27 protein-coding genes and 1 tRNA gene are annotated in these 23672 nt (G+C 66.6%); 10 read left to right on the top strand and 18 right to left on the bottom strand.

All coding sequences use genetic code 11. The annotated features are described in order from the left end of the window. Nucleotides 1–47 precede the first annotated feature (47 nt). Nucleotides 48–344, bottom strand: a complete 297-nt coding sequence (locus ACZK29_RS01455) for a hypothetical protein (RefSeq protein WP_111203316.1) — start codon at nucleotides 342–344, stop codon at nucleotides 48–50. A 138-nt stretch (nucleotides 345–482) separates the two neighbouring features. Further along, nucleotides 483–1775, bottom strand: a complete 1293-nt coding sequence (locus tag ACZK29_RS01450) for a tryptophan--tRNA ligase (protein ID WP_111203315.1) — start codon at nucleotides 1773–1775, stop codon at nucleotides 483–485. A 108-nt stretch (nucleotides 1776–1883) separates the two neighbouring features. On the opposite strand from ACZK29_RS01450, the gene ACZK29_RS01445 reads away from it, so the two are divergent. Next, on the top strand, nucleotides 1884–2693 hold the full coding sequence (locus ACZK29_RS01445; RefSeq protein WP_478446554.1) for a hypothetical protein: 810 nt from the start codon (nucleotides 1884–1886) through the stop codon (nucleotides 2691–2693). A gap of 73 nt (nucleotides 2694–2766) precedes the next feature. Here ACZK29_RS01445 and ACZK29_RS01440 read toward each other — a convergent pair whose 3' ends face one another. The 3 genes from ACZK29_RS01440 to rocF form a co-directional block, all read right to left on the bottom strand. Beyond that, nucleotides 2767–2988, bottom strand: coding sequence for a CsbD family protein (locus ACZK29_RS01440; RefSeq protein ID WP_004153772.1), 222 nt, complete (start codon nucleotides 2986–2988; stop codon nucleotides 2767–2769). Nucleotides 2989–3194: 206 nt separating this feature from the next. Then, a complete protein-coding gene (locus tag ACZK29_RS01435) occupies nucleotides 3195–3332 on the bottom strand; it encodes an entericidin A/B family lipoprotein (protein ID WP_005407710.1) in 138 nt (45 codons plus the stop codon). Nucleotides 3333–3492: 160 nt separating this feature from the next. Continuing rightward, entirely contained in the window at nucleotides 3493–4413 is a 921-nt protein-coding gene (rocF, locus tag ACZK29_RS01430) for an arginase (RefSeq protein WP_099484561.1), read from the bottom strand. An 88-nt stretch (nucleotides 4414–4501) separates the two neighbouring features. On the opposite strand from rocF, the gene ACZK29_RS01425 reads away from it, so the two are divergent. Continuing rightward, nucleotides 4502–4891, top strand: coding sequence for a hypothetical protein (locus tag ACZK29_RS01425; RefSeq protein ID WP_459048169.1), 390 nt, complete (start codon nucleotides 4502–4504; stop codon nucleotides 4889–4891). A gap of 21 nt (nucleotides 4892–4912) precedes the next feature. On the opposite strand, the gene ACZK29_RS01420 is transcribed toward ACZK29_RS01425, so the two are convergent. After that, entirely contained in the window at nucleotides 4913–5683 is a 771-nt protein-coding gene (locus ACZK29_RS01420) for a DUF3011 domain-containing protein (RefSeq protein WP_459048170.1), read from the bottom strand. 158 nt (nucleotides 5684–5841) lie between these two features. On the opposite strand from ACZK29_RS01420, the gene ACZK29_RS01415 reads away from it, so the two are divergent. Beyond that, entirely contained in the window at nucleotides 5842–6165 is a 324-nt protein-coding gene (locus tag ACZK29_RS01415; RefSeq protein WP_164162506.1) for a hypothetical protein, read from the top strand. A 57-nt stretch (nucleotides 6166–6222) separates the two neighbouring features. Here the strand turns inward: ACZK29_RS01415 and ACZK29_RS01410 are convergent, their stop codons facing one another. Next, entirely contained in the window at nucleotides 6223–6357 is a 135-nt protein-coding gene (locus ACZK29_RS01410; RefSeq protein WP_258011623.1) for a helix-turn-helix domain-containing transcriptional regulator, read from the bottom strand. A gap of 668 nt (nucleotides 6358–7025) precedes the next feature. Continuing rightward, a complete protein-coding gene (locus tag ACZK29_RS01405; protein WP_181502568.1) occupies nucleotides 7026–7835 on the bottom strand; it encodes a transglutaminase family protein in 810 nt (269 codons plus the stop codon). Nucleotides 7836–8202: 367 nt separating this feature from the next. On the opposite strand from ACZK29_RS01405, the gene ACZK29_RS01400 reads away from it, so the two are divergent. Continuing rightward, nucleotides 8203–8283 carry a helix-turn-helix domain-containing protein gene (locus tag ACZK29_RS01400; protein ID WP_197592592.1) on the top strand — a complete coding sequence of 27 codons (81 nt, stop codon included), beginning with the start codon at nucleotides 8203–8205 and terminating at the stop codon, nucleotides 8281–8283. A gap of 123 nt (nucleotides 8284–8406) precedes the next feature. On the opposite strand, the gene ACZK29_RS01395 is transcribed toward ACZK29_RS01400, so the two are convergent. The 4 genes from ACZK29_RS01395 to birA form a co-directional block, all read right to left on the bottom strand. Continuing rightward, a tRNA-Thr gene (locus tag ACZK29_RS01395) sits at nucleotides 8407–8482 on the bottom strand. A gap of 40 nt (nucleotides 8483–8522) precedes the next feature. Beyond that, nucleotides 8523–9377, bottom strand: a complete 855-nt coding sequence (locus ACZK29_RS01390) for an SPOR domain-containing protein (protein ID WP_478446553.1) — start codon at nucleotides 9375–9377, stop codon at nucleotides 8523–8525. Between the two features lie 9 nt (nucleotides 9378–9386). Continuing rightward, entirely contained in the window at nucleotides 9387–10118 is a 732-nt protein-coding gene (locus ACZK29_RS01385) for a type III pantothenate kinase (RefSeq protein ID WP_111204933.1), read from the bottom strand. Beyond that, a complete protein-coding gene (gene birA / locus ACZK29_RS01380) occupies nucleotides 10115–11083 on the bottom strand; it encodes a bifunctional biotin--[acetyl-CoA-carboxylase] ligase/biotin operon repressor BirA (protein WP_111204934.1) in 969 nt (322 codons plus the stop codon). Before birA ends, ACZK29_RS01385 begins: the two co-directional genes overlap by 4 nt. Nucleotides 11084–11227: 144 nt before the next feature. Between birA and ACZK29_RS01375 the strand changes: the two genes are divergently transcribed. Further along, the gene (locus ACZK29_RS01375; RefSeq protein ID WP_111204935.1) at nucleotides 11228–11506 is read left to right on the top strand and encodes a hypothetical protein; all 279 of its coding nucleotides are present in this window, start codon (nucleotides 11228–11230) and stop codon (nucleotides 11504–11506) included. Further along, the gene (locus ACZK29_RS01370) at nucleotides 11473–12264 is read left to right on the top strand and encodes a M90 family metallopeptidase (protein WP_181502624.1); all 792 of its coding nucleotides are present in this window, start codon (nucleotides 11473–11475) and stop codon (nucleotides 12262–12264) included. The genes ACZK29_RS01375 and ACZK29_RS01370 overlap by 34 nt, the downstream gene beginning before the upstream one ends. Before the next feature lie 126 nt (nucleotides 12265–12390). On the opposite strand, the gene ACZK29_RS01365 is transcribed toward ACZK29_RS01370, so the two are convergent. From ACZK29_RS01365 to dusA, 4 genes are all read right to left on the bottom strand, one after another. Continuing rightward, complete coding sequence (locus ACZK29_RS01365) at nucleotides 12391–13815, bottom strand: ATP-binding protein (RefSeq protein ID WP_032953760.1); 1425 nt, start codon at nucleotides 13813–13815, stop codon at nucleotides 12391–12393. 25 nt (nucleotides 13816–13840) lie between these two features. Beyond that, a complete protein-coding gene (locus ACZK29_RS01360) occupies nucleotides 13841–14524 on the bottom strand; it encodes a response regulator transcription factor (protein WP_004136763.1) in 684 nt (227 codons plus the stop codon). 73 nt (nucleotides 14525–14597) lie between these two features. Further along, a complete protein-coding gene (locus ACZK29_RS01355; protein ID WP_111204940.1) occupies nucleotides 14598–14972 on the bottom strand; it encodes a hypothetical protein in 375 nt (124 codons plus the stop codon). 213 nt (nucleotides 14973–15185) lie between these two features. Beyond that, nucleotides 15186–16217, bottom strand: coding sequence for a tRNA dihydrouridine(20/20a) synthase DusA (gene dusA, locus ACZK29_RS01350; protein WP_111204942.1), 1032 nt, complete (start codon nucleotides 16215–16217; stop codon nucleotides 15186–15188). Nucleotides 16218–16453: 236 nt separating this feature from the next. Between dusA and ACZK29_RS01345 the strand changes: the two genes are divergently transcribed. Continuing rightward, nucleotides 16454–16858 carry a lysozyme inhibitor LprI family protein gene (locus tag ACZK29_RS01345; protein ID WP_239504047.1) on the top strand — a complete coding sequence of 135 codons (405 nt, stop codon included), beginning with the start codon at nucleotides 16454–16456 and terminating at the stop codon, nucleotides 16856–16858. 43 nt (nucleotides 16859–16901) lie between these two features. Further along, the gene (locus ACZK29_RS01340) at nucleotides 16902–18683 is read left to right on the top strand and encodes a peptidoglycan-binding domain-containing protein (RefSeq protein WP_111204944.1); all 1782 of its coding nucleotides are present in this window, start codon (nucleotides 16902–16904) and stop codon (nucleotides 18681–18683) included. 716 nt (nucleotides 18684–19399) lie between these two features. Here the strand turns inward: ACZK29_RS01340 and ACZK29_RS01335 are convergent. Beyond that, nucleotides 19400–20854 (bottom strand): SulP family inorganic anion transporter, encoded by a 1455-nt coding sequence (locus ACZK29_RS01335; RefSeq protein ID WP_478446552.1) that lies wholly within the window; start codon nucleotides 20852–20854, stop codon nucleotides 19400–19402. 178 nt (nucleotides 20855–21032) lie between these two features. Here ACZK29_RS01335 and ACZK29_RS01330 point away from each other — a divergent pair, with 178 nt between their 5' ends. Both ACZK29_RS01330 and ACZK29_RS01325 read left to right on the top strand, forming a co-directional pair. Then, the gene (locus ACZK29_RS01330) at nucleotides 21033–22013 is read left to right on the top strand and encodes a cation diffusion facilitator family transporter (protein WP_164146551.1); all 981 of its coding nucleotides are present in this window, start codon (nucleotides 21033–21035) and stop codon (nucleotides 22011–22013) included. A gap of 111 nt (nucleotides 22014–22124) precedes the next feature. Next, complete coding sequence (locus tag ACZK29_RS01325; protein WP_004153735.1) at nucleotides 22125–22550, top strand: organic hydroperoxide resistance protein; 426 nt, start codon at nucleotides 22125–22127, stop codon at nucleotides 22548–22550. Between the two features lie 148 nt (nucleotides 22551–22698). Here ACZK29_RS01325 and mmsB read toward each other — a convergent pair whose 3' ends face one another. Beyond that, a complete protein-coding gene (gene mmsB, locus ACZK29_RS01320; RefSeq protein WP_004136647.1) occupies nucleotides 22699–23589 on the bottom strand; it encodes a 3-hydroxyisobutyrate dehydrogenase in 891 nt (296 codons plus the stop codon). Nucleotides 23590–23672: the final 83 nt, after the last annotated feature.

The raw sequence follows: 23672 nt of genomic DNA, 5'->3' as shown, positions 1-23672 counted from the left end.
GCGCAGGCCCACCAACCGCAGGCCCATCGGGTGCGCAAGGGCCAGGTTCAGCGCAATGCGAGCCGCGGCCGCAGCAGCAACGCCAGCACCAGCACCGCCAGAAACGCACCGTAGGCGTACAACACCGCCAGCACCTGCGGCCAGATCGGCCCAGCGCCGGGCTGTACCACGCCGATGTGGTGCCCCCACAGCATCGATACGATGCTCAAGGCAAAGGCCAGCAGCAGGGTGGTGCCATCGAACAGGCGCCGCCGCGGGGTGCGCGGCTGGCGCGGGAACAGCCAGTACAGGCTGCCCAGCAGCAGGAACCAGGGCAGGAACAGCAGCAGCGACAACCAGGCCATCGCAGACTCCATGTCATCGCGCCGGGGGCGCGCGGACATCATGCCATGACCTTCGTTCGCGGGTAGTGCCGGCCGCTGGCCGGCATTTCCGGGAACCTGGGGAACGTGCGGTTGCCGGCCAGCGGCCGGCACTACCCCTTACGCTTCGCGCAGCGCCGCCAGCGCAGCCAGCACCGCGTCCACTTCGGCCTCCAGCTTGAACAGCTCGCTCTGCAGCTGGTCACCCTGCTCGGCCTGCTTGATCACCGCGATCAGCTGGCCGGCATCGCGCGGCGAATCGAAGCCTTCGCTCTGGATCAGCAGCGTGCCGTCACCGGCGGTCAGCTTGAAGTAGAAGCGACCATCCTTCTCGCGGTACTGCTTGAACAGCGGCGGGGCCACGCGGGCCACGCCGGCGTCCTCGCTGGCGATGTCGCCGGCAGTGGACAGGTCGCGCAGGCCCACGGCATGGCGCAGTTCATCCAGCAACGGGGCCGCCAGCTGCTCGCGCAGCTGCTGGCCACGACGCTTGAGCAGCGCTTCGATCTTTTCCGGTTCGGCCATCAGCGCGTTGTAGCGCTCGCGCAGCGGCGACAGCTCGCTGTCGATGCGCTCGAACAACTGCTGCTTGGCATCACCCCAGCTGATGCCGGCGGCGAACGCCTTGGCGAACTCGGCGGTCTGTTCCGGGGTGGCGAAGGCCTGGTACATCTGGAACAGCGCCGAGCCCTCGGTGTCCTTCGGCTCACCCGGTGCGCGCGAGTCGGTCAGGATCGAGAACACCAGCTTCTTCAGCTCCTCGCGCGGCACGAACAGCGGAATGGTGTTGTGGTAGCTCTTGCTCATCTTGCGGCCATCCAGGCCCGCCAGCGTCGCCACCTGCTCGTCGATCACCACGTCCGGCAGCGGGAAGTATTCCTTCCCGTACACGTGGTTGAAGCGCTGGGCGAAGTCGCGCGCCATCTCGATGTGCTGGATCTGGTCGCGGCCCACCGGCACCTGGTTGGCCTTGAAGATCAGGATGTCGGCAGCCATCAGCACCGGGTACATGAACAGGCCGGCGCTGACGCCCGCGTCCTCGTCCACGCCTTCCTCGCGGTTCTTGTCCACCGCCGCCTTGTAGGCGTGGGCGCGGTTGAGGATGCCCTTGCTGGCGATGGCGGTGAGGAACCACATCAGCTCGGTGGTCTCGCGGATGTCGCTCTGGCGGTAGAACCACACGTGTTCCGGGTCCAAGCCGCAGGCCAGCCAGCTGGCCGCGATCTCCAGGGTCGCGCGCTGGGTGCGCTGCGGGTCCTGCGACTTGATCAGGCTGTGCAGGTCGGCCAGGAAGAAGAAGCTCTCGATCCCCGGGGCGCGGCTGGCCGCGATGGCCGGACGGATGGCGCCAACGTAGTTGCCCAGGTGGGGCGTGCCGGAGGGGGTGATGCCGGTAAGGACTCGGGTCGTCATGACTGCGTGGGGTAACCTTCGATGAACGGGGCCAGTTTACCTTGCACGCCACCAACCCCGTCAGGGCCTGCGGCGCGTTCATTCACGCAACCCCGCTGGAGACGCCCGATGAAACGCCTGCTGCCCCTGCTGTTGATCCTGCCCCTGGCCGGCTTCCGCCCCGCCCCGGTGCCGCCGCCGGCCTACGAGGGCGGCCCCGTGCGCATGTCTCTGGTCGACCGCGACCGCGGCACCGAATTGCGCAGCTACCCTGCCGAGGGCCAGCGCTGGGTGGCCGGCGAGCGCGGCCACCGCTACGCCGTGCGCCTGTACAACGACAGCCCGCGCCGGGTGCTGGTGGTGCTGTCGGTGGACGGCGTCAACGCCATCTCCGGCGAGGATGCCGATCCGTCGCAGACCGGCTACGTGCTCAACCCCGGCCAGCGCGCCGACATCACCGGCTGGCGCAAGAGCCAGGATGAAGTGGCGCAGTTCGTGTTCAGCAGCCCCGGCGGCAGCTATGCCAGCCGCACCGGTCGCCCGGACAACATCGGCGTGGTCGGCGTGGCGGTGTTCGAGGAAGCGCGCCGCTGGCGTCCGGATCCGATCCTGCGCCGCAGCCTGCCGCTGCCGGCACCGGCCCCGACGGCCGAAGCGGCGGCCGATGCCAGCGCCAGCAACAGCCGCATCGAGGGCTATGCCAGCAAGTCACAGGCCCCTGCGCTGGGCACCGGCCACGGCGCACGCGAGCAGTCGTCGGTACGCGATACCGACTTCGAACGCGCCAGCCGCAGCCCGGCGCAGGTTCTGCAGCTGCGCTATGACAGCGCCCGCAATCTGCGCGCGCGCGGCATCCTGGTCGATACACCGCCGTCGCGCCTGCCGCGCGAACCGCAGGCGTTCCCCAACCGCTATGTGCCGGACCCGCCGGCGCGTTGATCGGCCGCCCAGACAGCACAACGCCCGCAACCTCTCGGTGCGGGCGTTGTGCCGTGGGGGAAAACCGTAGCGCTTACTTGTAGTCCGGGTAGTCCTTGCTCACGGCATCCTGGAACTCACGGACTTCCTTCTCAGCGCGATCCTTGGCCCAGCCATAACGTTCCTGCAGGCGGCCGGCCAGATACTCGGCATTGCCTTCAGCCACATCGAAGTCGTCGTTGGTCAGATCGCCCCACTTGGCCTGGGCCTTGCCCTTCAGCTGCGACCACTTGCCGGAAATGATGTCTTTGTTCATTGCTGGGAGTCCTTGGTTGCAACGGCGTTCTTACCGTGGCTACAGCTTCGCGCAGCGGCTGTTGAGTGCCGGTCAACCGACCATGAAAGCACTGCTCACCTGCTTGAATGGTTCACTACGCTTCGACACGTACGCTGCAGAGAAACGCGCAAGAGAAAAGGCCGGGGAGGTCCCCCCGGCCTTTTTGCCTTCCGTCCACTTCAGGCTCAACGGCCCTTGGCGGCATCCTCAACCTTTTCGCCAGCCTTCTGCACGTCCTTGCCGGCACCGGCAACGGTGTTGCAACCGGCCAGCAGGGCCACCGAGAACATCGACAACAGCATCAGGGCAACTACGCGCTTCATGGGCTTCTCCTTGGGTTCGCCGCTATACCGCTTCATTCGCGGATGGGGTTCGGTCGCTCGGCGGAAGGAGCCAATGCCACTGCCGCCGCGTGATGTGCAATCTGGCGGCAGGGGCGTGGAGCGCGTGTGAACGGATCATCGATCCGTTCAGGCGGAGAGCTCAGTCGCGCATCAGGGTGGACTTGCCGAACAGGCTTTCGACCAGGTCCACGGCCAGTTCGGCGGTGGCATTCTGCTTGTCCAGCAAGGGGTTGAGCTCGACGATGTCCAGCGAACCCATGCGCCCGGTGTCGGCAATCATCTCCATCACCAGCTGCGCCTCGCGGTAGTTCACCCCGCCCGGCACGGTGGTGCCGACGCCCGGTGCGATGCTCGGGTCGAGGAAATCCACATCGAAGCTGACATGCAGGTGGGTGTTCTCGTCGATGCCGGCCAGCGCCGCTTCCACCGCGCGCTTCATGCCGTTCTCATCGATGTAGCGCATGTCATAGACATCCACCTTGTGGGTCTTGATCAGGCGCTTCTCTTCCGGGTCCACCGAGCGGATGCCGATCTGGTGCATCTGCGCCGGGGTGATCGCCGGGGCGCTGCCACCGAGCTGGGTCAGCGCATCCGGGCCGAGGCCGCACAGGCAGGCCACCGGCATGCCGTGGATGTTGCCCGACGGAGTCACGTCGCTGGTGTTGAAGTCCGAATGTGCATCCAGCCACAGCACGCGCAGCGTCTTGCCCTGCTCGCGGCACCAGCGCGCGACGGCGGTGATCGAACCGATGCCCAGGCAGTGGTCGCCACCGAGCATTATCGGCATGCGCCCGGCCTGCAGCTCGGCATAGCTGGCTTCCATCAGTGCGTGGTTCCACGCCACCACTTCGTCCAGATGGCGGTAGCCTTCCACCGGCGCGGTCCACGGGTTGCGCGGGCCATCCAGGTTGCCCACGTCGCGCACGTCCACGCCGCGCGCTTCCAGCGCCTCCGGCAGGCCCGCCACGCGCAGCGCTTCCGGGCCAAGCCGTGCACCGCGATGGCCGGCACCCACGTCGGTGGGAACGCCAATCAACGATACGGAAATGGGATGGGCCATGGGTGCCTCCTGCGGGGGAAAAAGAAGCACAGTCTAGCCAGAGCTGTGTGACACCACTCGCGGCGGTGCAGCAGGGCATTGGCATGGCATGATGCCGCGCGGAGCCAACCGCCCTTCATGGAAGATTGCGATGTCGCCTTTCATCAATACCGCCTGGCCACGCTTTTTCATGGTCGCGCTGCCCATCGCTGCGTTTGGTTTTTTTTTCAGCAGCTCGATTGATGCGTCGCCGAACGCCTGGCTGATGCAGGCGACGCTGCTGCTGGTGCCGTTCTCGACCCTGGTATTCCTCGGGTTGGGTTGGCAGCGTCTGCGCAAAGCACACGCCGAACACCCGATTCTGAAAAGCGAGCTGCCCCGTGTGGCGACGGCATTGATCGGCAACGTGAAGCTGGCGGCGCTATGGTTCGGCCTGACCTTCGTTGGCATGTTCACCCTGATGCTGGCGTGGGTGCTGCTGTACAAGTCCGGCGGCTGACGCCGGGTCTACACGGCGCGCTCAGCGTCCGCGGCGGCGAACCGGCGTCAGGCTCTGCACCTGGCCGTTGTTGCGCATCATGCACAGGAAGCGGCCATCGGGGTAATCGATGATCAGTTCCTGGTAATCGCTGCCCACCGGCATCTGGGTGACCAGAGCGCCCTGCGCGCCCTTGCGCATGTTGCAGGCGCCCAACGCGGTATCGCCTGCCGGCGCGGGGGTAGTCACCGAGGACACATTGCGGAACACCGCGCGGCAGCCGCCATTGACCCACACCGAGTGCCGCGACAGGCCCCAGTTCTTGCCCTCCTCGCAGCGGGTACGGCTGAGCTGGCGCACGATTTCCACATTGCCACGGGTATTCAGATCGCACGACACCTGTTGCTGGCCGGTGGATTCGCAAGTGACTTCGCGCGGCAGCGCGGCATCCCCGGCGGCAGCGTCGCCAGGGCGGGCGCTGTTTGTGGCGGGCGCGGGCGCACCGCTGCTACTGACCTGGCAGATGCCATTGGCGCCGCCTCGGCCGGTGTAGCTGACCTGCGGCGCGCCGTCATCGTTGCGGCTGATCGACAGGGTGATGCCGCTGCTGGCATCGCGTGCTTCGAAATAGCGGTCGTTGAAACGTTTCAACGCCGTCTCGCGGCCCTGCACGTAGACCGGCCCGCCTTCATCAGCGTGCACATCGATACCGCCCGGGCAGCTGGCGTTGAAGAACGGCACGGCGGCCATGGCCGGGGCTGCGAACGCGGCGGACAACAATGCGACGGTGAGCGGCAGGGCGTGGCGACGCATGGGCGAGTCCTGACGGATGTGTACTCCCAGTATGCGGTTAGGGTCGGAAGCGGTCTGTGAGGAGAATCAAAATGCGGGTGGCGCATTTTGGCCCTCGTGTTTGTCAGGTTCACAACGTCACTGCCCCGGTTATCGAATCAAGAAGGCCCGCTGCTGGCATGAGCACACCCTATCCAAACCTGAAACCTGTACTTGTGGAGCTGCGATTGGACGAAGTGGATTCGCACGGCGGCGCTGTTGCCGAGATGATCGCCTCCACCGCGCGGCCCATGGCGCTTTCGATAAGCCCTGAACTCATGTGGTACAGCTTCGTACTGAATGACCGCACCATCACCCGGATCACGCCTGGCACGCGGGCACACTGCACGATCTCATTCATCAACCATGACGGTGCGAAGGAGGCCCTCCCCGATGGCACCGTGGCCGCCTTCGGAGATGGATCGGCAAGAAGAGGGTTGATCCGCATCATTCGGTTTGATTGAAGCTGATCGCTCCGGCGTTCTCGAGGCGGAAGAGGTGAAGCACACTGCCTTGATGCCTCACACGGCGCTGGCATGCAGCCTCACATCCAAGGCACGGGTCACCTTCAGGATGGTCGCGAAATCAGGGCTGCGCTCGCCGGAGAGTGCGCGATACCAGTTTTCCCGTGACAGGCCTGCGGCAAGTACCCACACGGGCGTAGTTCGGGCTGCTCGTCGCAGAGATGGGCCCTTACTCCCGTATCAGTCGGTGTCCGGGAGCCTCGGCTGTTCTTGCCGCCGAAGGCCTCCTTGACCGCCATGGCAACTGCCGGCCATTCTCTGGCCAGATCGTCAGACCGGTTATTTCACATAGTATTGGCCTGACTCACGTGCCGATACCAACGTTTCCGATCATCCATCAAAGGTTGCCGAAAGCGCTATTGGAAGTCGAACCTACCGTGCACAGTAGTACGGAAAAACGGGAAACGATAGCGAGCGAACGGGATCAGCTGCGATGACCTCCGCATCACCGAATGCAGCATAGGCAATGCTTGCCCGTAAAGTTTGGCCTGGCTCCAAGCGAACCTCACCACATCCTCCAGGGCAGTATGTCGTCATAAGTGCCTTCGGATGTAGAGGACCAGTGGCCGTGGTCAAGGCTGCACCTTCGTACCCCATCGGAAATGTGCCATCTTCGGCAGGCCAGCTTTCCTTCGAAAGGCATAAGGGCGTGCCAACGGCAGACGCCAAGGTTACGTCGTATCGCCGCTTCGTTGGGTTATCAACCACCGAAACACTGAAATCCCGGGGTTCTGCGCGCCGAAATGGACTAGCGCAGGCAGCGATCGCCATGCACAGCAAGGTGCCTGCCAGAATCCTGTTCATCGAGCTTCCTGCTCCGGCGTTTTCTGCGTCCAACCAATTGATTCGGCCTTGGCAAGCCATGCGAGATTCTCGCGAGTCAAACGGTGAAGTTCCCCGTGCAACTCAGGTGGCAGATCTTCCGCATTCGAATACGCGGCCAGCGCCAGATCGGCCACGGCCATGAGCGCATCGGCGTCCTTCTTCGCCCCGTAGTGCTCCATCAGTGTGCTGGCGATGGCGCCTATCCCTTCGTGCGGCAGCAGCGGGCGCAAGTAAAGTCCATTGTCCAATGACGCCTCGGTGATCCCCGTTTCACGCTGGTAACTGCTTTCGTATTTGAAGCCGCCCGCAGTGGCTTCAACGTTCAACCACATCTGCTGCTCGTCGTCGGCGAACTTCACCAGCAGGTGATTGGGCGCCGTAGCAAGCGCGACAGTCAGCCCCAGCCGCTGGCCCAGGATGACAAAGAGAATGGGCATTGAAACGCAGTTGCCCTTGCGCGTGGCCAAGTAGGTAGCTAGCTGCTTGTTCTTCGGATTCTTACCCAGTGGGTCCGACAGGTCGTAGGTAAAAGGCTTCCCCTGGTTCCACTCGCCCGGCATGTAAAGCGTCTTGAGCAAAGCGTCGAGGACCTGTCGCGCCGTCGGGTTGCCAGGCACATTGCCGCGTACAGCGTGCTCCCACTGATCGACTTGCCGACGCACTGCCACAGTGTCAGTGGACGGATCAATGATGCTATCCACTACCAGCTTGGCGGCGACATAGTCGACACGATCGTCAGGCAGTTGAAACTGGGCATGCAAGGGCGAAGGGTCATCAGCGGCCAAGGCAAGCGGGGCCAGAGCAAACAAACACGCGCCCCAAGCCCGTTCGATCCATCGGCGGCTTGCCTGTCTCCCCATGGCATTCCCTTCCCCTGCCCTCTGATGATCCTATGCGCTGTCAACGGCCACTGTCCAATTGCCACCCTCGACCTGCAGGCAGACGCCCGACTCTTCAACGGCGAAGTTATCCCCCAAAGGATGACGCTCTTGTCGCCCGACATGAAGCCCAGGGGGCCGATGTACCCGCCACACTCATTCTTGGCGTTGGCCCGGCCACAGGCGACGATGCCGAACTCCTCAGTGAAGTTGGCGCACACGTCCCGGACCTGCACGGCGTCCGGGTCCCAAGGGGGCCCGTGAACGGGCCGGCGTGTCGCAGGTCGATCTGGCCGAACGGCTGGGCAACACGCAGACGCTCGTGTCGAAGTGCGAGCGCGGGGACGTCGGATAGAGGCCGGGAGCGGATCAAGTTCTCCGAGGCGCTCGGCCTGCTGGGCGAGTACCTCGAGCAGCGCGCTGCCAGACTCCAGCCGAAGTCCAGAAAGAGCAAAGCAAAGGGGCGCTGACTGTACGATGGTGCCGCTTATCCGAATCGAACGGATGACCTACTGTTTACAAGACAGTTGCTCTACCAACTGAGCTAAAGCGGCATGGGTGATGCACCGGCGGCAGCGCCGCGGTCCGGGGATTCTAGCGCAACCTTGCGCATTCCAGCGACCGGCTCTGTGCCGCGCCGCTGCGCTGCTGGGCCTGGGCCGGCTGCGTGCCCGCCGCCAGCTGCCCTTCCAGCCACCACTGGCCGGCGTCACCGCTGGCCACCAGGCGCGGCTGGAAGCCGGCGGCCTGCACCGCCGCCATGCGCCGCTCGGCGCCTTCGCGGTTGCGGTACTGCCCCAGCGCCACGGCGTTGATGTCCTCGCCCTGGCTGATGATGTAGTAGTCGCTCAGGCCGGCGGCGACAATGCGTTTCACGGTGGCCTGCGCTTCGTCACGGTTGGCGGCGGCCGGCAGCATCACCCGGTAACGGGCACTGCCGCTGGCAGCGGGCTGTTCGCGCAGGCGCACCTGGCTGAGCAGCGTGCTGGCCTTGCCCTGCGCACTGGTAGCGGCGGCGCGGTCGGCGAACGGGCCCAGCGCGACGCAGCGCGGCGGTTCGGCAGCCACGGGCGGGGTTACGGGCTTTTCCGGCGCCGGGGTCGGGGTCGGTGCAGGCGGTGTTGCCGGCTTGGCAGCGGCAGCAACCGGCGTAGCCTCAGCCGCCTGCGGCTTGGCAATCTCCGGCTTGGCCGGGGCGGCGAGCGCCGGCGTTACAGCCACGGCCGTCTTCTCGGCCGGTTCGCGTTCCATCAGCGGCGCGGTCGGGGCAGCAGCCGTGGCTTCGGCGGCCGCAGCCACATCAACGCCACCGGGCACCCAACGCAGCTCGGCCACACCGACCGGTTGCGGCGGCGGCGGCGGCCTCTGCGGTGCATCGCGCAGCAGCCACCAGCAGGCGACGCCAAGATTGAGGATGGCCAGTACGACGATCAGGGCACGGGTCAGCATGCGCGGATACTAGCCTGCGGGCTGGTGCACCGCCCAGCGGGCGAGGCCGTCCAGCACCAGCGACGGGTGGTAATCAGCACCGGGCAGCAACGGCATCAGCGCTGGTGCGCCACCACCGTGCACCAGCAGCGACGGTGCCACGCCCAGCAGCGCGTGCGCCTGCTGTGCGCTGCGTTCGATCAGCGCCACGGCCGCACCATCGCAGCCGGAGGCCAGCGCGTCGGCGGTGTCGTTGGCGAATTCGCTGTAGTCGCCGCCGGTAGCGGGCAGCTGCACCGCACGCGCGTGCAGTGCTTCGCGCATGGTGGTGGGCGATGCGGAAATGCGGCCACCGTGGTGCTGGCCATCGGCGTCGAGCAGGTCAATCGTCAGTGCGGTGCCCACGCCCACCACCAGCACCGGGCGCTGCGCCTTGGCCGCGGCCAGCAGGGCCAGGAAGCGATCGACACCGAACTTTTCCGGCTTGGCATAGGCAATGCGCACACCGGCACATTCGGCGCGGGTACGCACCACGTGCACGTTCTCGAAGCGACGCTGCAGCTGGTCCAGCATGGCGCTGGTCAGCGACGGTGCGGCCACGCTGGCCACGAACGCAGTGGTGCCGCTGGGCAGGCTGTGCGGCGGCTGCCCGGCCATGCCTTCGGCGCCATGCGCCCAGGCCTGCACGTCACCGGCGCGGTCACCCTGCAACGGCGCGAACTTGAAGCGCGAGTTGCCGAGGTCGAACAACCAATCGCTCATGCCGCCCTCACGCTGACTTCGCCGGCGTGCAGCAGGCGTTCCTGGCCATCGATGCGCACGCGCAATGCGCCGTCATCGGCCAGGCCCAGCGCGGTACCGTGCTGCCACTGCCCGTCCAGTTCCACGCGTACTTCGCGGCCGGCCAGCATGTCGAAGGCGGCGTAGCGCGGCAGGAACGGAGCGAGGCCTTCGCGATCGAATTCCTCCAGTGCCGGCAGCAGGCGCGTCAGCACGGCAGCAACCACCACGTTGCGGTCCACCGGCTTGCCGGCCAGCGTGTCCAGGTCCACCCACGGCTGGGTGATCTGCTCGGCGAAGGACGGCGGCATGTGCGTGTTGATGCCGATGCCGATCACCGCGCGCGCCGGGCCGGCGTATTCGCCACCGCCTTCTGCGAGCAGGCCGACCAGCTTGCGCTTGCCATCGACGATCAGGTCGTTTGGCCACTTCAGCTGTGCCTGGGTGTAGCCCAGATCATGCAGCGCTTCGGCCACGGCGATGCCGGCCACCAGGCTCAGCCCGGCCAGGCGGCCGAGGCCACCGGAGTACAGGCGCAGTACCGACAGGTAGACGTGTGCCGCCAGTGGCGAGGCCCAGGTGCGGCCACGACGGCCGCGGCCGCCGGTCTGGCGCTCGGCCAGCAGGACGCTCACCCCGCGCTGGGGCGCGCTGCAACGCAGCAATTCGGCGTTGGTCGAGTCCACTGTCCAGGCGACCTGCAGGTCGTGCAGCAGGGCTTGGACGCCGACAGGCAGGCCGGCACGGATCGCGTCCGGGTCCAGCAGGTCGACCGGGCGGGTCAGGCCATAGCCCTCACCTGCACGCCCCTCGATGTCTACACCGGCGGCTCTAAGTCCTTGAATACGCTTCCAAATAGCCGCCCGGGTCTGGCCCAGCTCACGGGCCAGGGCGTCGCCGGAGAGGCGACCGGCAGCGAGTTTGGCCAGCAATTGGCGGTCGTCCACGGCAGCTTCCACGAAGTCAGGAAGGAATTATGCGGCAAAGCCGCCAGCGGCGCCCGCCACGCTGGGTTCCGCGGGGGCTTCCAACCGGGCGCCGGGTTCGGGCTAGAATCGGGAACTCACCTTCCCTTAACGTGGATGTCGTCAATGCGCCGTTATGCCCATTGCCTGATTCTGCTGATGATGCCCTTCGCGGCGTCTGCGACGGCAGCGCTGGACGACAGCCGCGGCGCCTGCGTGTCCTCCAACGGCGATGCCGCTTCGCAGCGTGCACCGACCGCGACCGCTTCGGCCGCCACCACCAAGCCGGCACCGGTCCGCCCGGCAGCCAGCACCAGCACGGGCGGCGGTGGCAGCGATGACGACGTGCTGCAGCGCATCCGCGCACCGAAGTGGCACAGCTACCTGCCGGGAATGTTCCGCTGATCAAGTCGTTGCTGCAGTGGCTGCGGCCTGCGCCGCGGCCGATCGACGATGTACTGTGGGATGAGGCCTGCCGCCGTGCGGCTTGGCTGCACGGTCTGGACGACGATCGCCGCGCGCGATTGCGCCTGCTGGCCACGCGCTTCCTGCACGAGAAGACCATTACCCCGATCGGCGAGCTGCAGCTGGAGGCCGGCGATGGCGTGCTGCTGGCGGCACTGTGCTGCCTGCCGCTGCTGGAGTTCGGCGAGGTGGGTCTGGAAGGCTGGTCGCAGCTGATCGTCTACCCCGATGCATTCCGCGTACATCGCAGCCACATGGATGCGGCCGGCGTACTGCATGAGTGGGATGACGAACTGATTGGCGAGTCGTGGGACAGCGGTCCGTTGATCCTGTCGTGGGCCGATGTGCAGGCCGACCTGGCGACGCCGCACGAGGGCTACTGCGTGGCGGTGCACGAGATGGTGCACAAGCTGGATGCGCTGGATGGCGCGATGGACGGCACGCCGCCACTGCCGCGCGAATGGCAGCGCGAATGGGCGGGCATTTTCCAGCGCGCCTACGATGCGTTCTGTGCGCAGGTAGACGCGGGTGAGGAAACGCTGATCGACCCGTACGCGGCCGAGGCACCGGAGGAGTTCTTCGCGGTGGCCAGCGAGTACCACTTCTCGGCGCCGGATGTGTTGCAGCAGGCGTTGCCGGAGGTGGCGGAGCAGCTGCGGCGGTTGTATGGCGAGCCGCCGAAGATCGAAACACGGTAGTGCCGGCCGCTGGCCGGCAACCTGGCAATGCCACCGAAGATCATGAGGGTGCCGGCCAGCGGCCGGCACTACCGGAACACCACGCGTTATTACGTCAGGCGACGCCCGGCGGACGGGAACGCGCGATTACGGCCCCGGCGGCAAACGCACTTCGAAACGGGCGCCGCCCAGTTCGCTGGAACGGCCTACGGCCAGTTCGCCGCGGTAATCCTTGATCAGGTCCTGCACGATCGACAGGCCGATGCCGTGGCCCTGCACGCGCTCGTCGCCACGCACGCCACGCTGCAGCACCTTGCCGATGTCGTCCGGGGCGATACCCGGGCCATCGTCGTCCACCGCCAGCAGCAGGCCAGCGCGGCGCGCGTTCGGTGCCGGCAGCGGCTGCGCGGTCAGCAGCACGCGGCGGTTGGCCCACTTGAAGGCGTTTTCCAGCAGGTTGCCGAGCAGTTCCTGCAGGTCGCCCGGTTCGCCGTGGAAGCGCGCGGCCGGATCGATGTCGAACTCGCACAGCACGCCCTTGGAGGCGTAGACCTTCTCCAGGCCACGTACGATTTCCTCGGCGTTGGACTCGATCGGCAGCGGCGCGGAGAACAGCTTGTGGCCCGACGACGCAGCACGTGCCAGCTGGTACGAAACCAGGTTGTTCATGCGCTGCAGCTGCACGTCCAGCTCCTCGCGCAGCGCGCCATCGCCCGCGCCGCTGTCCATCTGCGTGCGCAGCACCGCAATGGGCGTCTTCAGGCTGTGCGCCAGGTCGGCCAGGGTATTGCGCTGACGCTCGAGGTTCTCGCGCTCGCTTTCAATGAAGGCGTTGATGCTGTCGGTCAGCGGCTCCAGCTCGCGCGGGTGGCGCTCGCTCATGCGCTCGGTCTCGCCGCGCTGCACCTTGGTCAGCTCGGTGATCACCCGACGCAGCGGACGCAGGCTCCACTGCAGGATGACGGTCTGCAGCAGCAGCAGGATCAGGCCGATGCCGCCCAGGTAGAACCAGACACGGCCGCGGAACACGCGCAGCTGCGCACCCAGCGCGCGCGAGTCTTCCATTACATAGATGGTGTACGGGAATTCGGTGGCCGGGTCGGCGTCGGCGTCCCACACCAGGCCCAGGCCATAGCGGTACACCGAGCCCTGGCTGCCGTCGATCTGGATCATCGGCAGCGGGCCTTCGAACACTTCCTGGCGCGGCGCCAGCAGGCCGCCGCCGACGGTGGGCAGCATCGGGCCCTCGGCGGACATCGAATTGCCCTTGCCGTGCGGCATCACCACCTGCAGGTACAGGCCACTGCCCGGCACGTCGAAGCGCGAATCCGGCGGCTGCTCGCGGATGTACAGCGAGCGGTCGCGGGTGAAGTCGATGCCGGCCGCGTAGGCGGTGGCGTAGTTCTTCAGGCGCTCACGCAGGTTCGCCTTCGCCGTATCGGCGAAGGCGGCGTCGAGCGCATAACCGGCCAGGGCCAGGAACGCGACCAGACCCACGGACGCGGCAAGCATCTGGCGCGCCTGCAGTGAGCGCGGCCGCCAGCGTCGGAAGAACCACAGACGGCCGGACATCATGGTCTCGCCAGGCTGAGCCGGCTCAGCCCTCGTTGCGCGGAATCGCGAAACGGTAGCCGCGACCGCGCACGGTCTCGATCGGCTTCAGTTCGCCATCCGGGTCCAGCTTCTTGCGCAGGCGGCCGATGAACACTTCCAGCACGTTCGAGTCGCGGTCGAAGTCCTGCTGGTAGATGTGCTCGGTGAGGTCGGCCTTGGAGACCAGTTCACCGGCATGCATCATCAGGTACTCCAGCACCTTGTACTCGTAGCTGGTGAGGTCGACATTGCTGCCGGCCACGCTGACCGTCTGCGCAGCCAGGTCCAGGGCGACCGGGCCGCATTCCAGGGTCGGCTTGCTCCAGCCGGCGGCGCGGCGCAGCAGCGCGTTGACGCGGGCCAGCAGCTCTTCGACGTGGAACGGCTTGACCAGGTAGTCGTCGGCGCCCTGCTTCAGGCCCTCGACCTTGTCCTGCCAGCTCGAACGCGCGGTCAGGATCAGCACCGGGAACTTCTTGCCTTCGTCACGCAGGGCCTTGATCAGCTCCATGCCCGACATCTTGGGCAGGCCGAGGTCGATGATGCCGACATCGAACGGAACTTCGCGCCCCATGTAGAGGCCTTCCTCGCCGTCCTGCGCAGCATCGACGGCAAAGCCTTCGCGCTTGAGCCGGGCTGCCAGGGTCTCACGCAGCGGGGCTTCGTCTTCGACCAGAAGGATACGCATGAACTCTCCCTAGTGTCCTGGGTGTGGCCCGGAGGCCTGTGGGGTACGGGTTGATAGCGACAACTATCCCTGTTCAGGGGTTATCGCCGCGTAGTGATGACATATCCGACCGCGGCGTGCGCGGCTGTGAACGCGACGGTGCAGGGTCGTCCATGTAGCGGACCCGGCCCCGGTCGTCCATGTACTTCACCCGGTTGATGTCACGACCATCGAACGGCACACGCTCGGCGCCGAGGATGTGGCCGCCGGTGGTGCGCTGCACGCGGCGCACGGCATCGGACAGCGAACGCTCGTCGCCACGGTTGCCACGCTCGCCCCGCTCCATCATCTCCGCCCGCCCCTGGTCGCCGCGCGGCGGCTGCTGCGCCAGCGCCGACGACAGCGGCACAGCCGACAGCGCCACGCAGGTGGCCAGGGCAATGCGGCGATGGAAGGGAGCGGAAGACATCGATGCGATCCTAGCCGAGCTCGGCGATTCGTTCAAAAGTCGTAAATCCGGGAGCCGGGTTCGGGACCCGGCGCTTTACAATTCCTTTGCAAATTCTTGGTTTGGGGCAGTGAATCCGGTCTGAACTTTTCCGGCCCCGCCCCTACGTTGTTCAGCTAAGTGAACATTCGGGACGAATCGGCGCCCCTTGTCAAGCCAGGAATGTGACCACGGTCACGCTGCGGCACGATCCGCGTCGCGTTCGGTGACGGCCAGCGCCTGCTCGACCAGGGTCCAATCGGCGCCCGGGCGGTGTGCGCCCTCGCTCAGCACCTGGCGGAACGCGCGGCCACCGGGTTGGCCGTGGAACAGGCCGAGCAGGTGGCGGGTGATGTGCTTCAGTGCCAGGCCTTCACCCAGCCGTGCTTCCACATAGGGGCGCAGCGCGCGCAGCAGGTCGCCGCGGGCCTGCAGCGGGGCGCCGGTGTGCAGCGCCTCCAGCTGATGCAGCAGGTAAGGGTCGTGGTAGGCCGCGCGGCCCAGCATCACGCCATCGACGTGCGCGGCCTGCGCCTGCACCGCCTCGATGCTGGCCAGGCCGCCGTTGATCACCACCGGCAGCGCCGGGCGCTCCTGCTTAAGGCGGTAGGCCCAGTCGTACTTCAGCGGCGGAACCTCGCGGTTCTCCTTGGGCGACAGGCCCTTCAGCCACGCATTGCGCGCGTGCACCACCACCATCGCCGCGCCGGCGGCGACCTGGCGGTCGACGAAGGCGGCGAACACGTCGTAGTCGTTGTCCTCGTCCACGCCCAGGCGGCACTTCACCGTCACCGGGATGTCGACCGCATCGACCATGGCCGCCACGCACTCGGCCACCAGCACCGGCTCACGCATCAGGCAGGCGCCAAAACGGCCGGCCTGCACGCGGTCGGATGGGCAGCCGCAATTGAGGTTGACCTCGTCGTAGCCCCACTCGGCGGCGATGCGCGCAGCCTGCGCCAGCAAGGCCGGATCGCTGCCGCCCAGCTGCAGCGCCAGCGGCTGTTCGCTGCCATCGAAGCCGAGCAGGCGCTCGCGATCGCCGTGGATGACCGCGTTGGCGTGCACCATTTCCGTGTACAGGCGTGCGCCCGGCGCCAGCACGCGATGGAACACGCGGCAATGGCGATCGGTCCAGTCCATCATCGGGGCGACGGACAGGCGCAGGGAATCGGCGTAACGGGCGGTGGCGGACGTCATCGGGGTGTTGATCGTGGAGACTGGCATTGCCAGTGAGATCAATAGTTTACACCGGGCGGCTGAATGGCGGCGGGTGGCGCCCGGATACCGCTGCGGCGCCCCCGGCCCGAGGGCCGTATGCAAGCCGGACGGCGCCCACCCGCAATGACGGGCAACCGGTCACAGTTGTCGCGATTCGTTGACGACGACGAAATATTGACGCCGTTATAGTCCAGCGCTCGCAATGGATTGGACGTGTGGAGCAGATGATGCAGCACAAGCGCTTGAGCAGGACCCTCGCCACCGCGCTGGCGGTCGCCGCCCTGGCCATCGGCACGGCAACCGCAGCACCGGCTGCCACCGGGCTGAGCCCGACCTTCACCACCTGCCGTGACAAGGCGCAGGGTGCGGTCGAGCAGGCCGCCTGCCTGACCTCGGAAAGCGCGCGCCAGGACCAGCGCCTGAACCAGGCCTACCGCCAGCTGCAGGCAAAGCTGAGTGGCGCGAAGAAGACCAAGCTGGTGAATGCCCAGCGCGCGTGGCTGCAGTCGCGCAGCCGCGATGGAGAACTGGATACCGCGCTCTACGACGATTCGCAGCCCGGCAACCTGCAGGGCGAGTTGAACGATGTGATGCGCCTGAGCGCGCGTGCCGACCAGCTGCAGAAGTATCTCCAGCTGCTGGACTGACCCCTTGAGGGGCAGACCCTCTGATTGCACAAGGATGTAAGACATGCCAACCAACATCGATACCCACGATCTCGATGCCACCTCCGGCGCCGTGTATTTCGCCGTCGGCCGTGGCACCGAAGGTGGCCCTGCCTCCTACCATCTGGCCATCGCCGGCATCACCCAGGGCGTGACCGAACCGCACTGGGGCACGGTGAACAAAGTCGCGCAGAACAGCGGTTACAGCCTGGGCGCGATCCAGGTCGACTTCGGCCAGCGTGGCGAATGGGCGCTGGGCGCCATCGACGGCCACGCACTGAAGGCGGGTGAGACGACCTATGTCGACGCCGTGATCGATCAGGCCAGCAGCTATGCCAAGGCGCACAACCTGCCCTTCACCCAGGACCACGCCGACCTGCGCCGCGACCTGCTCAGCCACGGCAATGGCCTGAGCGGGCGCAGCTCGATCCAGTTCATCGATACCAACACGCGCGACAGCATCAACGCCTGGGCCGGTTCGGCCGAGGGCAAGCAGTGGATCCACGCAAACATCGACTACCCGCAGGTGCGCAACGCCACGCGGATCGGCATGACGATGGTGGACGCGCACGGCAGCGGCATCGCCGAGGAAAACCGCTTCGAAGCCATCAGCCTGATCGCCAAGACCGCCAACCAGTTGCCCAGCCAGCTGCCCAAGCTGCAGAAAGTGCTGGAAGACGGCGGTGACTACGAGGCGCTGCGCGCCAAGGCCGGGCAGATCCGCGAAACCTACCAGTACTTCGATGCGCCCAAGGCCGGCGACATCGCCGTGCGCTACGAGGACGCGTATGCCAACAACAAGGACGCAATGGACCGCGCCCATGCCAAGGTCAGCAGCCGCGACTACTCGCCTGCCGGCGAGCACAACGACGCCGATATCCAGGTGGCGCTGGGCCAGATCGGCGCACCGCGCCAGCAGGCCGGTTCGCAGACGTTGAAGGAAGGGTCCAGCGGCCGTGACGTGCTGAAGCTGGAAAGCAACCTGGTCACGCTGGGCCATGCCAGTGCTGACGGCCAGCAGACGCTGAATCCGGACCGGCGCTTCGATGCCACCACCCGCAAGGCGGTGGAAGACTTCCAGCGCGCACACAATCTGGACCCGGTGGACGGCAAGGCCGGCCCGGCCACGCTGGCCGCGATCGACCGCGACGCGCGCGAACTGCAGGGCAACCTGGCCGCGCTGGGGCTGACCGATGCCAAGGGCCAGGCCATCGGCAGCGACGGCTATCTGGGCGGCGGCAGCCGCCACGCGATCAACACCTTCCAGCAGCAGCATGGCCTGCCTGCGACTGGCATCGCCGATGCGGAAACCCGCCAGGCGCTGGCCAATGAAGTGCAGCAGCGTGCGCAGGGACAGGGCAACACCCCGGAACAGCGGGCAGCGGCCGAGCCAGCGCGCGAGACGGTGTACCCGATGTCCGACCCGCGCAGCCCGCAGAACTGGCTGTACACCGAGACCCTGGTGCAGGTGAAGTTCGCCGAGGAAGCGCGTGGCCTGCCCTCCGGCGAGCACAGCGAGAAGCTGGCCGCTGCGCTTACCGTGGAAGCTGCACGTGCCGGACTGTACCGGGTTGATCGCGTTGAGCTGAACCAGGATGGCTCGATGGCGCGCGCGGTGCAGGCCAATGCACTGCACGACGAAAGCGCGTTGAACCGCAATACCGCGCCGGTATCGACGGCGGACGCGATGCGCCAGAGCGTGCAGGAAAACAGCGAGCGGGCATTGCAGGTGAGCGATCAGCAGCGCGAGCAGCAGAAGATCGACCAGCAGACCCAGCAGCACGGCCCGCGGGCCATGATGGCGTAAGGGATGCAGGCCCACGGGCCTGCTGTCGTCATTCGCGCCTGACCACGACCGCTTCGCTCGCCGGGCCCGGCCCGGCGCTACCCGGTCCGGGCTTTGTCATCGCCCTCACTGGCTTTCGGCAACAGCTCGTTACGTAACCCCTACGTGCCACCCATAACCGACCTGCCGCCAGCGTGCGTGCCGACCCTCTCCGGTCCACACGAACCTCCAGGTCTCGCTTCCGATTCCTGGAAGTTCGTTGGTGATGGTGAATTTCTCGCCCGGCGCGCCACGGGCGGGGAATGGCAGGGAGGCGGCGTCCACTGGCGAGACGCCTCGCCCCAGCGATTCGCAGCGATGACGAATGGTCACGGTTCCAAAGGCCAATGTCCTTGGATGAACATCCTTGTGTGCCTCCAACCATTGCGCAACGGCGGTCGCCTCGGGGGTCCCGGCGAGATGCACCAGTGTCCTTTCCACGGAGGTCGAGAGTCGATCCAGTGCCGCCATCCCGGGCCATGACGTCGAACCAAGTGCCAGCGCAAAGGCCAGCAAGCATTTGAAGGACAGTGGGAACGTCGACTTCACGGATGCATCCTCCCCGGGTAGGCGCGGGAATCGCGCATCTTCACCCTGGTGGAGCCCGGACGCGGAGGCAATGAGAAAAGCTGCAACTTTCGCAAGGCCCGCTGCGTCCGCCGGGCGTGGCCCGGCGCTACCCGGGCCACATGGCCGGATCAGTGAGCGCTACCCGCGCCACCCACCTGCTCGATCAACGTCTGGCTGGCCGCATTGAGTCCCACCACCGTCACCTCTGCACCATGCGCGGCCAGCTTTTCCTGCGCCCGCTCCAGCGCGGCCACGGCGGTCAGGTCCCACAGATGGGCATCGCGCAGATCGATCCGTACCTTCGGCGCCACGTGCTGGTAGTCGAACGCCGCACCCAGTTGTCCCGCCGAGGCAAAGAACACCTGTCCTCGCACGCGGTAGACCTGTGTATCACCCGCATCCTCGCGCTGCACGTCCAGCATGCGGCCGACCTTGCGCGCGAAGAACAGCGCCGACAGCAGCACCCCGCTGAGTACGCCCTTGGCCAGATCGTGGGTCGCTACCGTCACCACGACGGTCAGCAGCATCACCGCAGACGAGCTGCGCGGGTGCGTGCGCAGGTCGCGCAGCGAGCGCCAGCTGAAGGTGCCGATGCTGACCATGATCATCACCGCTACCAGTGCGGCCATCGGGATCTGCCGCACCAGGTCACTGCCGTACACCACCAATGCCAGCAGCAGCACGCCCGCCACCAGGCACGAGAGGCGGCCACGGCCACCGGAGGTCACGTTGATGATCGACTGGCCGATCATCGCGCAGCCCGCCATGCCGCCGAGGAAGCCGGTCACCGTATTGGCCACGCCCTGGCCGACGCATTCGCGGTTGCGCTCGCTGGGCGTCTCGGTGATGTCCTCGACGATCTGCAGGGTCATCATCGATTCGAGCAGGCCGACCACGGCCAGCGTGGCCGACACCGGCAACAGGATGCGCAGCGTTTCCCATGTAAGCGGCACATCGGGAATAAGGAAGTGCGGAAGGCTGTCGGGCAGCTGGCCCATGTCGCCGACGCTGCGCACGTCGATGCCGAAGCCGATCACCACGGCGGTAAGCACCACGATGGCCACCAATGGTGATGGCACGGCGCGGGTGAGGCGTGGCAGCAGGTAGATGATCGCCAGCGCCGCCGCGCACAGCAGGTACACCGTCGGACCGCGGCCCACCAGTTCGGGCAGCTGTGCCAGGAAGATCAAGATCGCCAATGCGTTGACGAAGCCGGTGATGACCGAGCGCGAGACGAAGCGCATCAGCGAGCCAAGCTTGAACACGCCGGCCAGCACCTGCAGCAACCCGGCCAGGATGCTGGCAGCGAACAGGTACTGCAGGCCGTGGTCCTTGACCAGGTCGACCATCACCAGTGCCATTGCACCGGTGGCGGCGGAGATCATGCCGGGGCGGCCACCCGCGATCGCGGTGATGACGGCAATCGAGAACGCGGCATACAGGCCGACCTTGGGGTCGACGCCGGCGATGAGCGAGAAGGCGATGGCCTCGGGAATCAGGGCCAGGGCGACGACGATGCCGGACAGCAGGTCGCCACGGAGGTTGCCGAGCCATTGCTGGCGCAGGGGGTAGGACGTTTGCATGGGAAAACTCCGCGCGCACGCAGGCATGGCCGCATGGCGCTGTCGATCGGGAGCGGTCAATCACGAGCAGTCGACTAACAGTCGACTCTACCGGCGGAAGCCGGTACGTGGGAGGGGCGCAGTCTACGGGAAGCGGCCGCACGAGGGTAGCGCGGCCGGCCGCAAAAGGCCGCGGGGCATGGCTCCGCTCTACAATCGGGGCATGCCTACCGATCGCCCGAAGTTCTTCGACCCCGCCACCGAACAGGGCGTGCTGCGCCTGTCGATCGCCGCTTCGCTGCTGCTGGCGGCGGCGGCGGTGGTGTTCGGCCTGCTCGCCAATTCGTCGTTGATTATCTTCGACGGCATCTACGGCCTGATCGACGTGGTGATGACCTGGCTGTCGCTGCTGGTGGCACGGCTGATCGCGCTGTCCACCCAGACCGACGCCCTGCAGTCGCGGCTCAACCAGCGCTTCACCATGGGCTTCTGGCACCTGGAGCCGATCGTGCTGGGGGTCAGCGGCACGCTGATGATCGGTGCGGCACTGTACGCCCTGGTCAATGCGGTGGATGCACTGATGTCCGGGGGCCGCCACATTGCGCTGGGCCCGGCCATCGCCTTTGCCGGGCTGTCGATCGTGGGCGAAGGCGCACTGGCGTGGTTCATCCTGCGCGCCAATCGCCGCATCGGCTCGGAATTCATTGCTCTGGATGCGAAGAACTGGATGATCGCGGCCAGCATGTCGGCCTGCTACCTGCTGGCCTTCCTCGGCGGTGTGCTGGTGCAGGGCACCTCGTGGGCCTGGGTCGGGCCGTACATCGACCCGGCCATCCTCGCCTTCGTCTGCGTGCTGGTGATGATCGCCCCGCTCGGCACCGTACGCCGGGCGCTGGCCGGCATCCTGCTGGTGACTCCGCCGGAGCTGCAGGCGCATGTGGATGCGGTGGCGCGCGACATCGTCGCCAAGCATGGCTTCGTCGAACACCGCAGCTACGTGGCGCAGGTGGGGCGTGGCGAGCAGATCGAGCTGTTCTTCGTGGTGCGCGAGGACGACCCGCCGCGGCCGCTGGTGGAATGGGACCAGCTGCGTGATGAGATCGGCGATGCGCTGGGCGAGGCTTCGCCGGACCGCTGGCTGACCATCATGTTCACCACCGATCGCGAATGGACGATCTAGGCTAACAGGACGATCAATCAAGTTTTTCGTACGCATTGCAACCCAACGTACGCGAAAACCGGGCAAAGTAGGCTCCAACGCAACACCCACCCACTGACCAGGAGCATCCCGATGTCCATCGAAAAGGTTCTGTACACCGCCCAGGCCACCTCCACCGGCGGCCGTGAAGGCCGTTCCGTCTCCTCCGACAACGTGCTGGACATCCAGCTGTCGACCCCGCGCGAGCTGGGCGGCGCGGGTGGCCCGGGTACCAACCCGGAGCAGCTGTTCGCGGCCGGTTACTCCGCCTGCTTCCTGGGTGCGCTGAAGTTCGTGGCCGGCCAGGCCAAGGTCGCGCTGCCGGCCGACACCACCGTCACCGGCAAGGTCGGCATCGGCCAGATCCCGACCGGCTTCGGCATCGAGGCCGAGCTGACCATCAACGTGCCGGGCGTGCCGCGCGAGCAGGTGGAAGAGCTGGTGCAGAAGGCGCACATCGTCTGCCCGTACTCGAATGCCACCCGCGGCAACATCGACGTGACGCTGATCGTTGCCTGATGCGGTGCTGCCGGCCAGCGGCCGGCACTACCAACGTGAAAGACAAAAAAATGGGCGGATGCCGGTCGAAACCGGGCATCCGCCCATCCCACCTTCGTTGTCCCACAGGGGGGCATGAGGTTGCCGGCCAGCGACCGGCACTATCAGGTTACTTCTCGCTGGTGATCAGCTGCACGACGCTGGAGAAATCCAGCTTGCCGCGGCCGGCCTGGTGATTCATCGAGTACAGGTTGCGGGCCACTTCGCCCAGCGGAATCGAGGCGCCGACACTCATCGCCGCTTCCACCGCCAGGCCCATGTCCTTCAGCATCAGGTCGCTGCCGAAACCGCCGCTGTAGCCGCGCGACGCGGGCGCGTTCTCCAGCACGCCCGGCCACGGGTTGCACACTTCGGTGGCCCAGCTGCGGCCGGTGCTGACCGCCATCATCTGCGACAGCACCTTCGGGTCCAGGCCGTGTGCCACGCCCAGTGCGATGGCTTCGCCGGTCACCGCCATGATCACGCCCAGCGCCATGTTGTTGCACAGCTTGGCAACCTGGCCGGCACCACTGGCGCCCACGTGGAAGATGTTCTTGCCCATCGCCTGCAGCACCGGGCGCGCGCGTTCCAGCGCGTCCTCTTCGCCACCGACGATGAAGGTCAGGGTGCCGGCCTGGGCACCGGCGGTACCGCCGGAGACCGGTGCGTCGATCATCTGCAGGCCACGCGCGGCCGCGGCTTCGGAAACCTTGCGCGCGCTCGCCGGGGCAATGGTGCTGCAGTCGATGACCAGTGCACCGGCCGGAATCGCGGCGAGGATGCCGTCATCGCCCAGGTACACGCCTTCGACATGGCGGCTGGCCGGCAGCATCGAGATCACCACTTCGGCGTCGGCCAGGGTTTCACGCGCCGACGCAGCCGCGCTGGCGCCAGCATCGACGGCGGCCTGCACCGCGGCCGGGACCAGATCGAACACGCGCACGGTGTGGCCGTTCTTGACCAGATTGGCGGCCATCGGGCCACCCATGTTGCCCAACCCAATGAATGCAATGCGGCTCATGCCAGGCTCCTTTCAACAAGGGGAGTGCCCAGGTCGGCCAGCGGATGCGCGGCATCGGCCCAGGGCGAAGCGAAGAATGAATG

The organism is Stenotrophomonas sp. 89682_Sma, assembly GCF_056481405.1.
The sequence above is the reverse complement of the archived record's forward strand: the minus strand, read 5'-3'. Positions and strand labels throughout refer to the sequence as shown.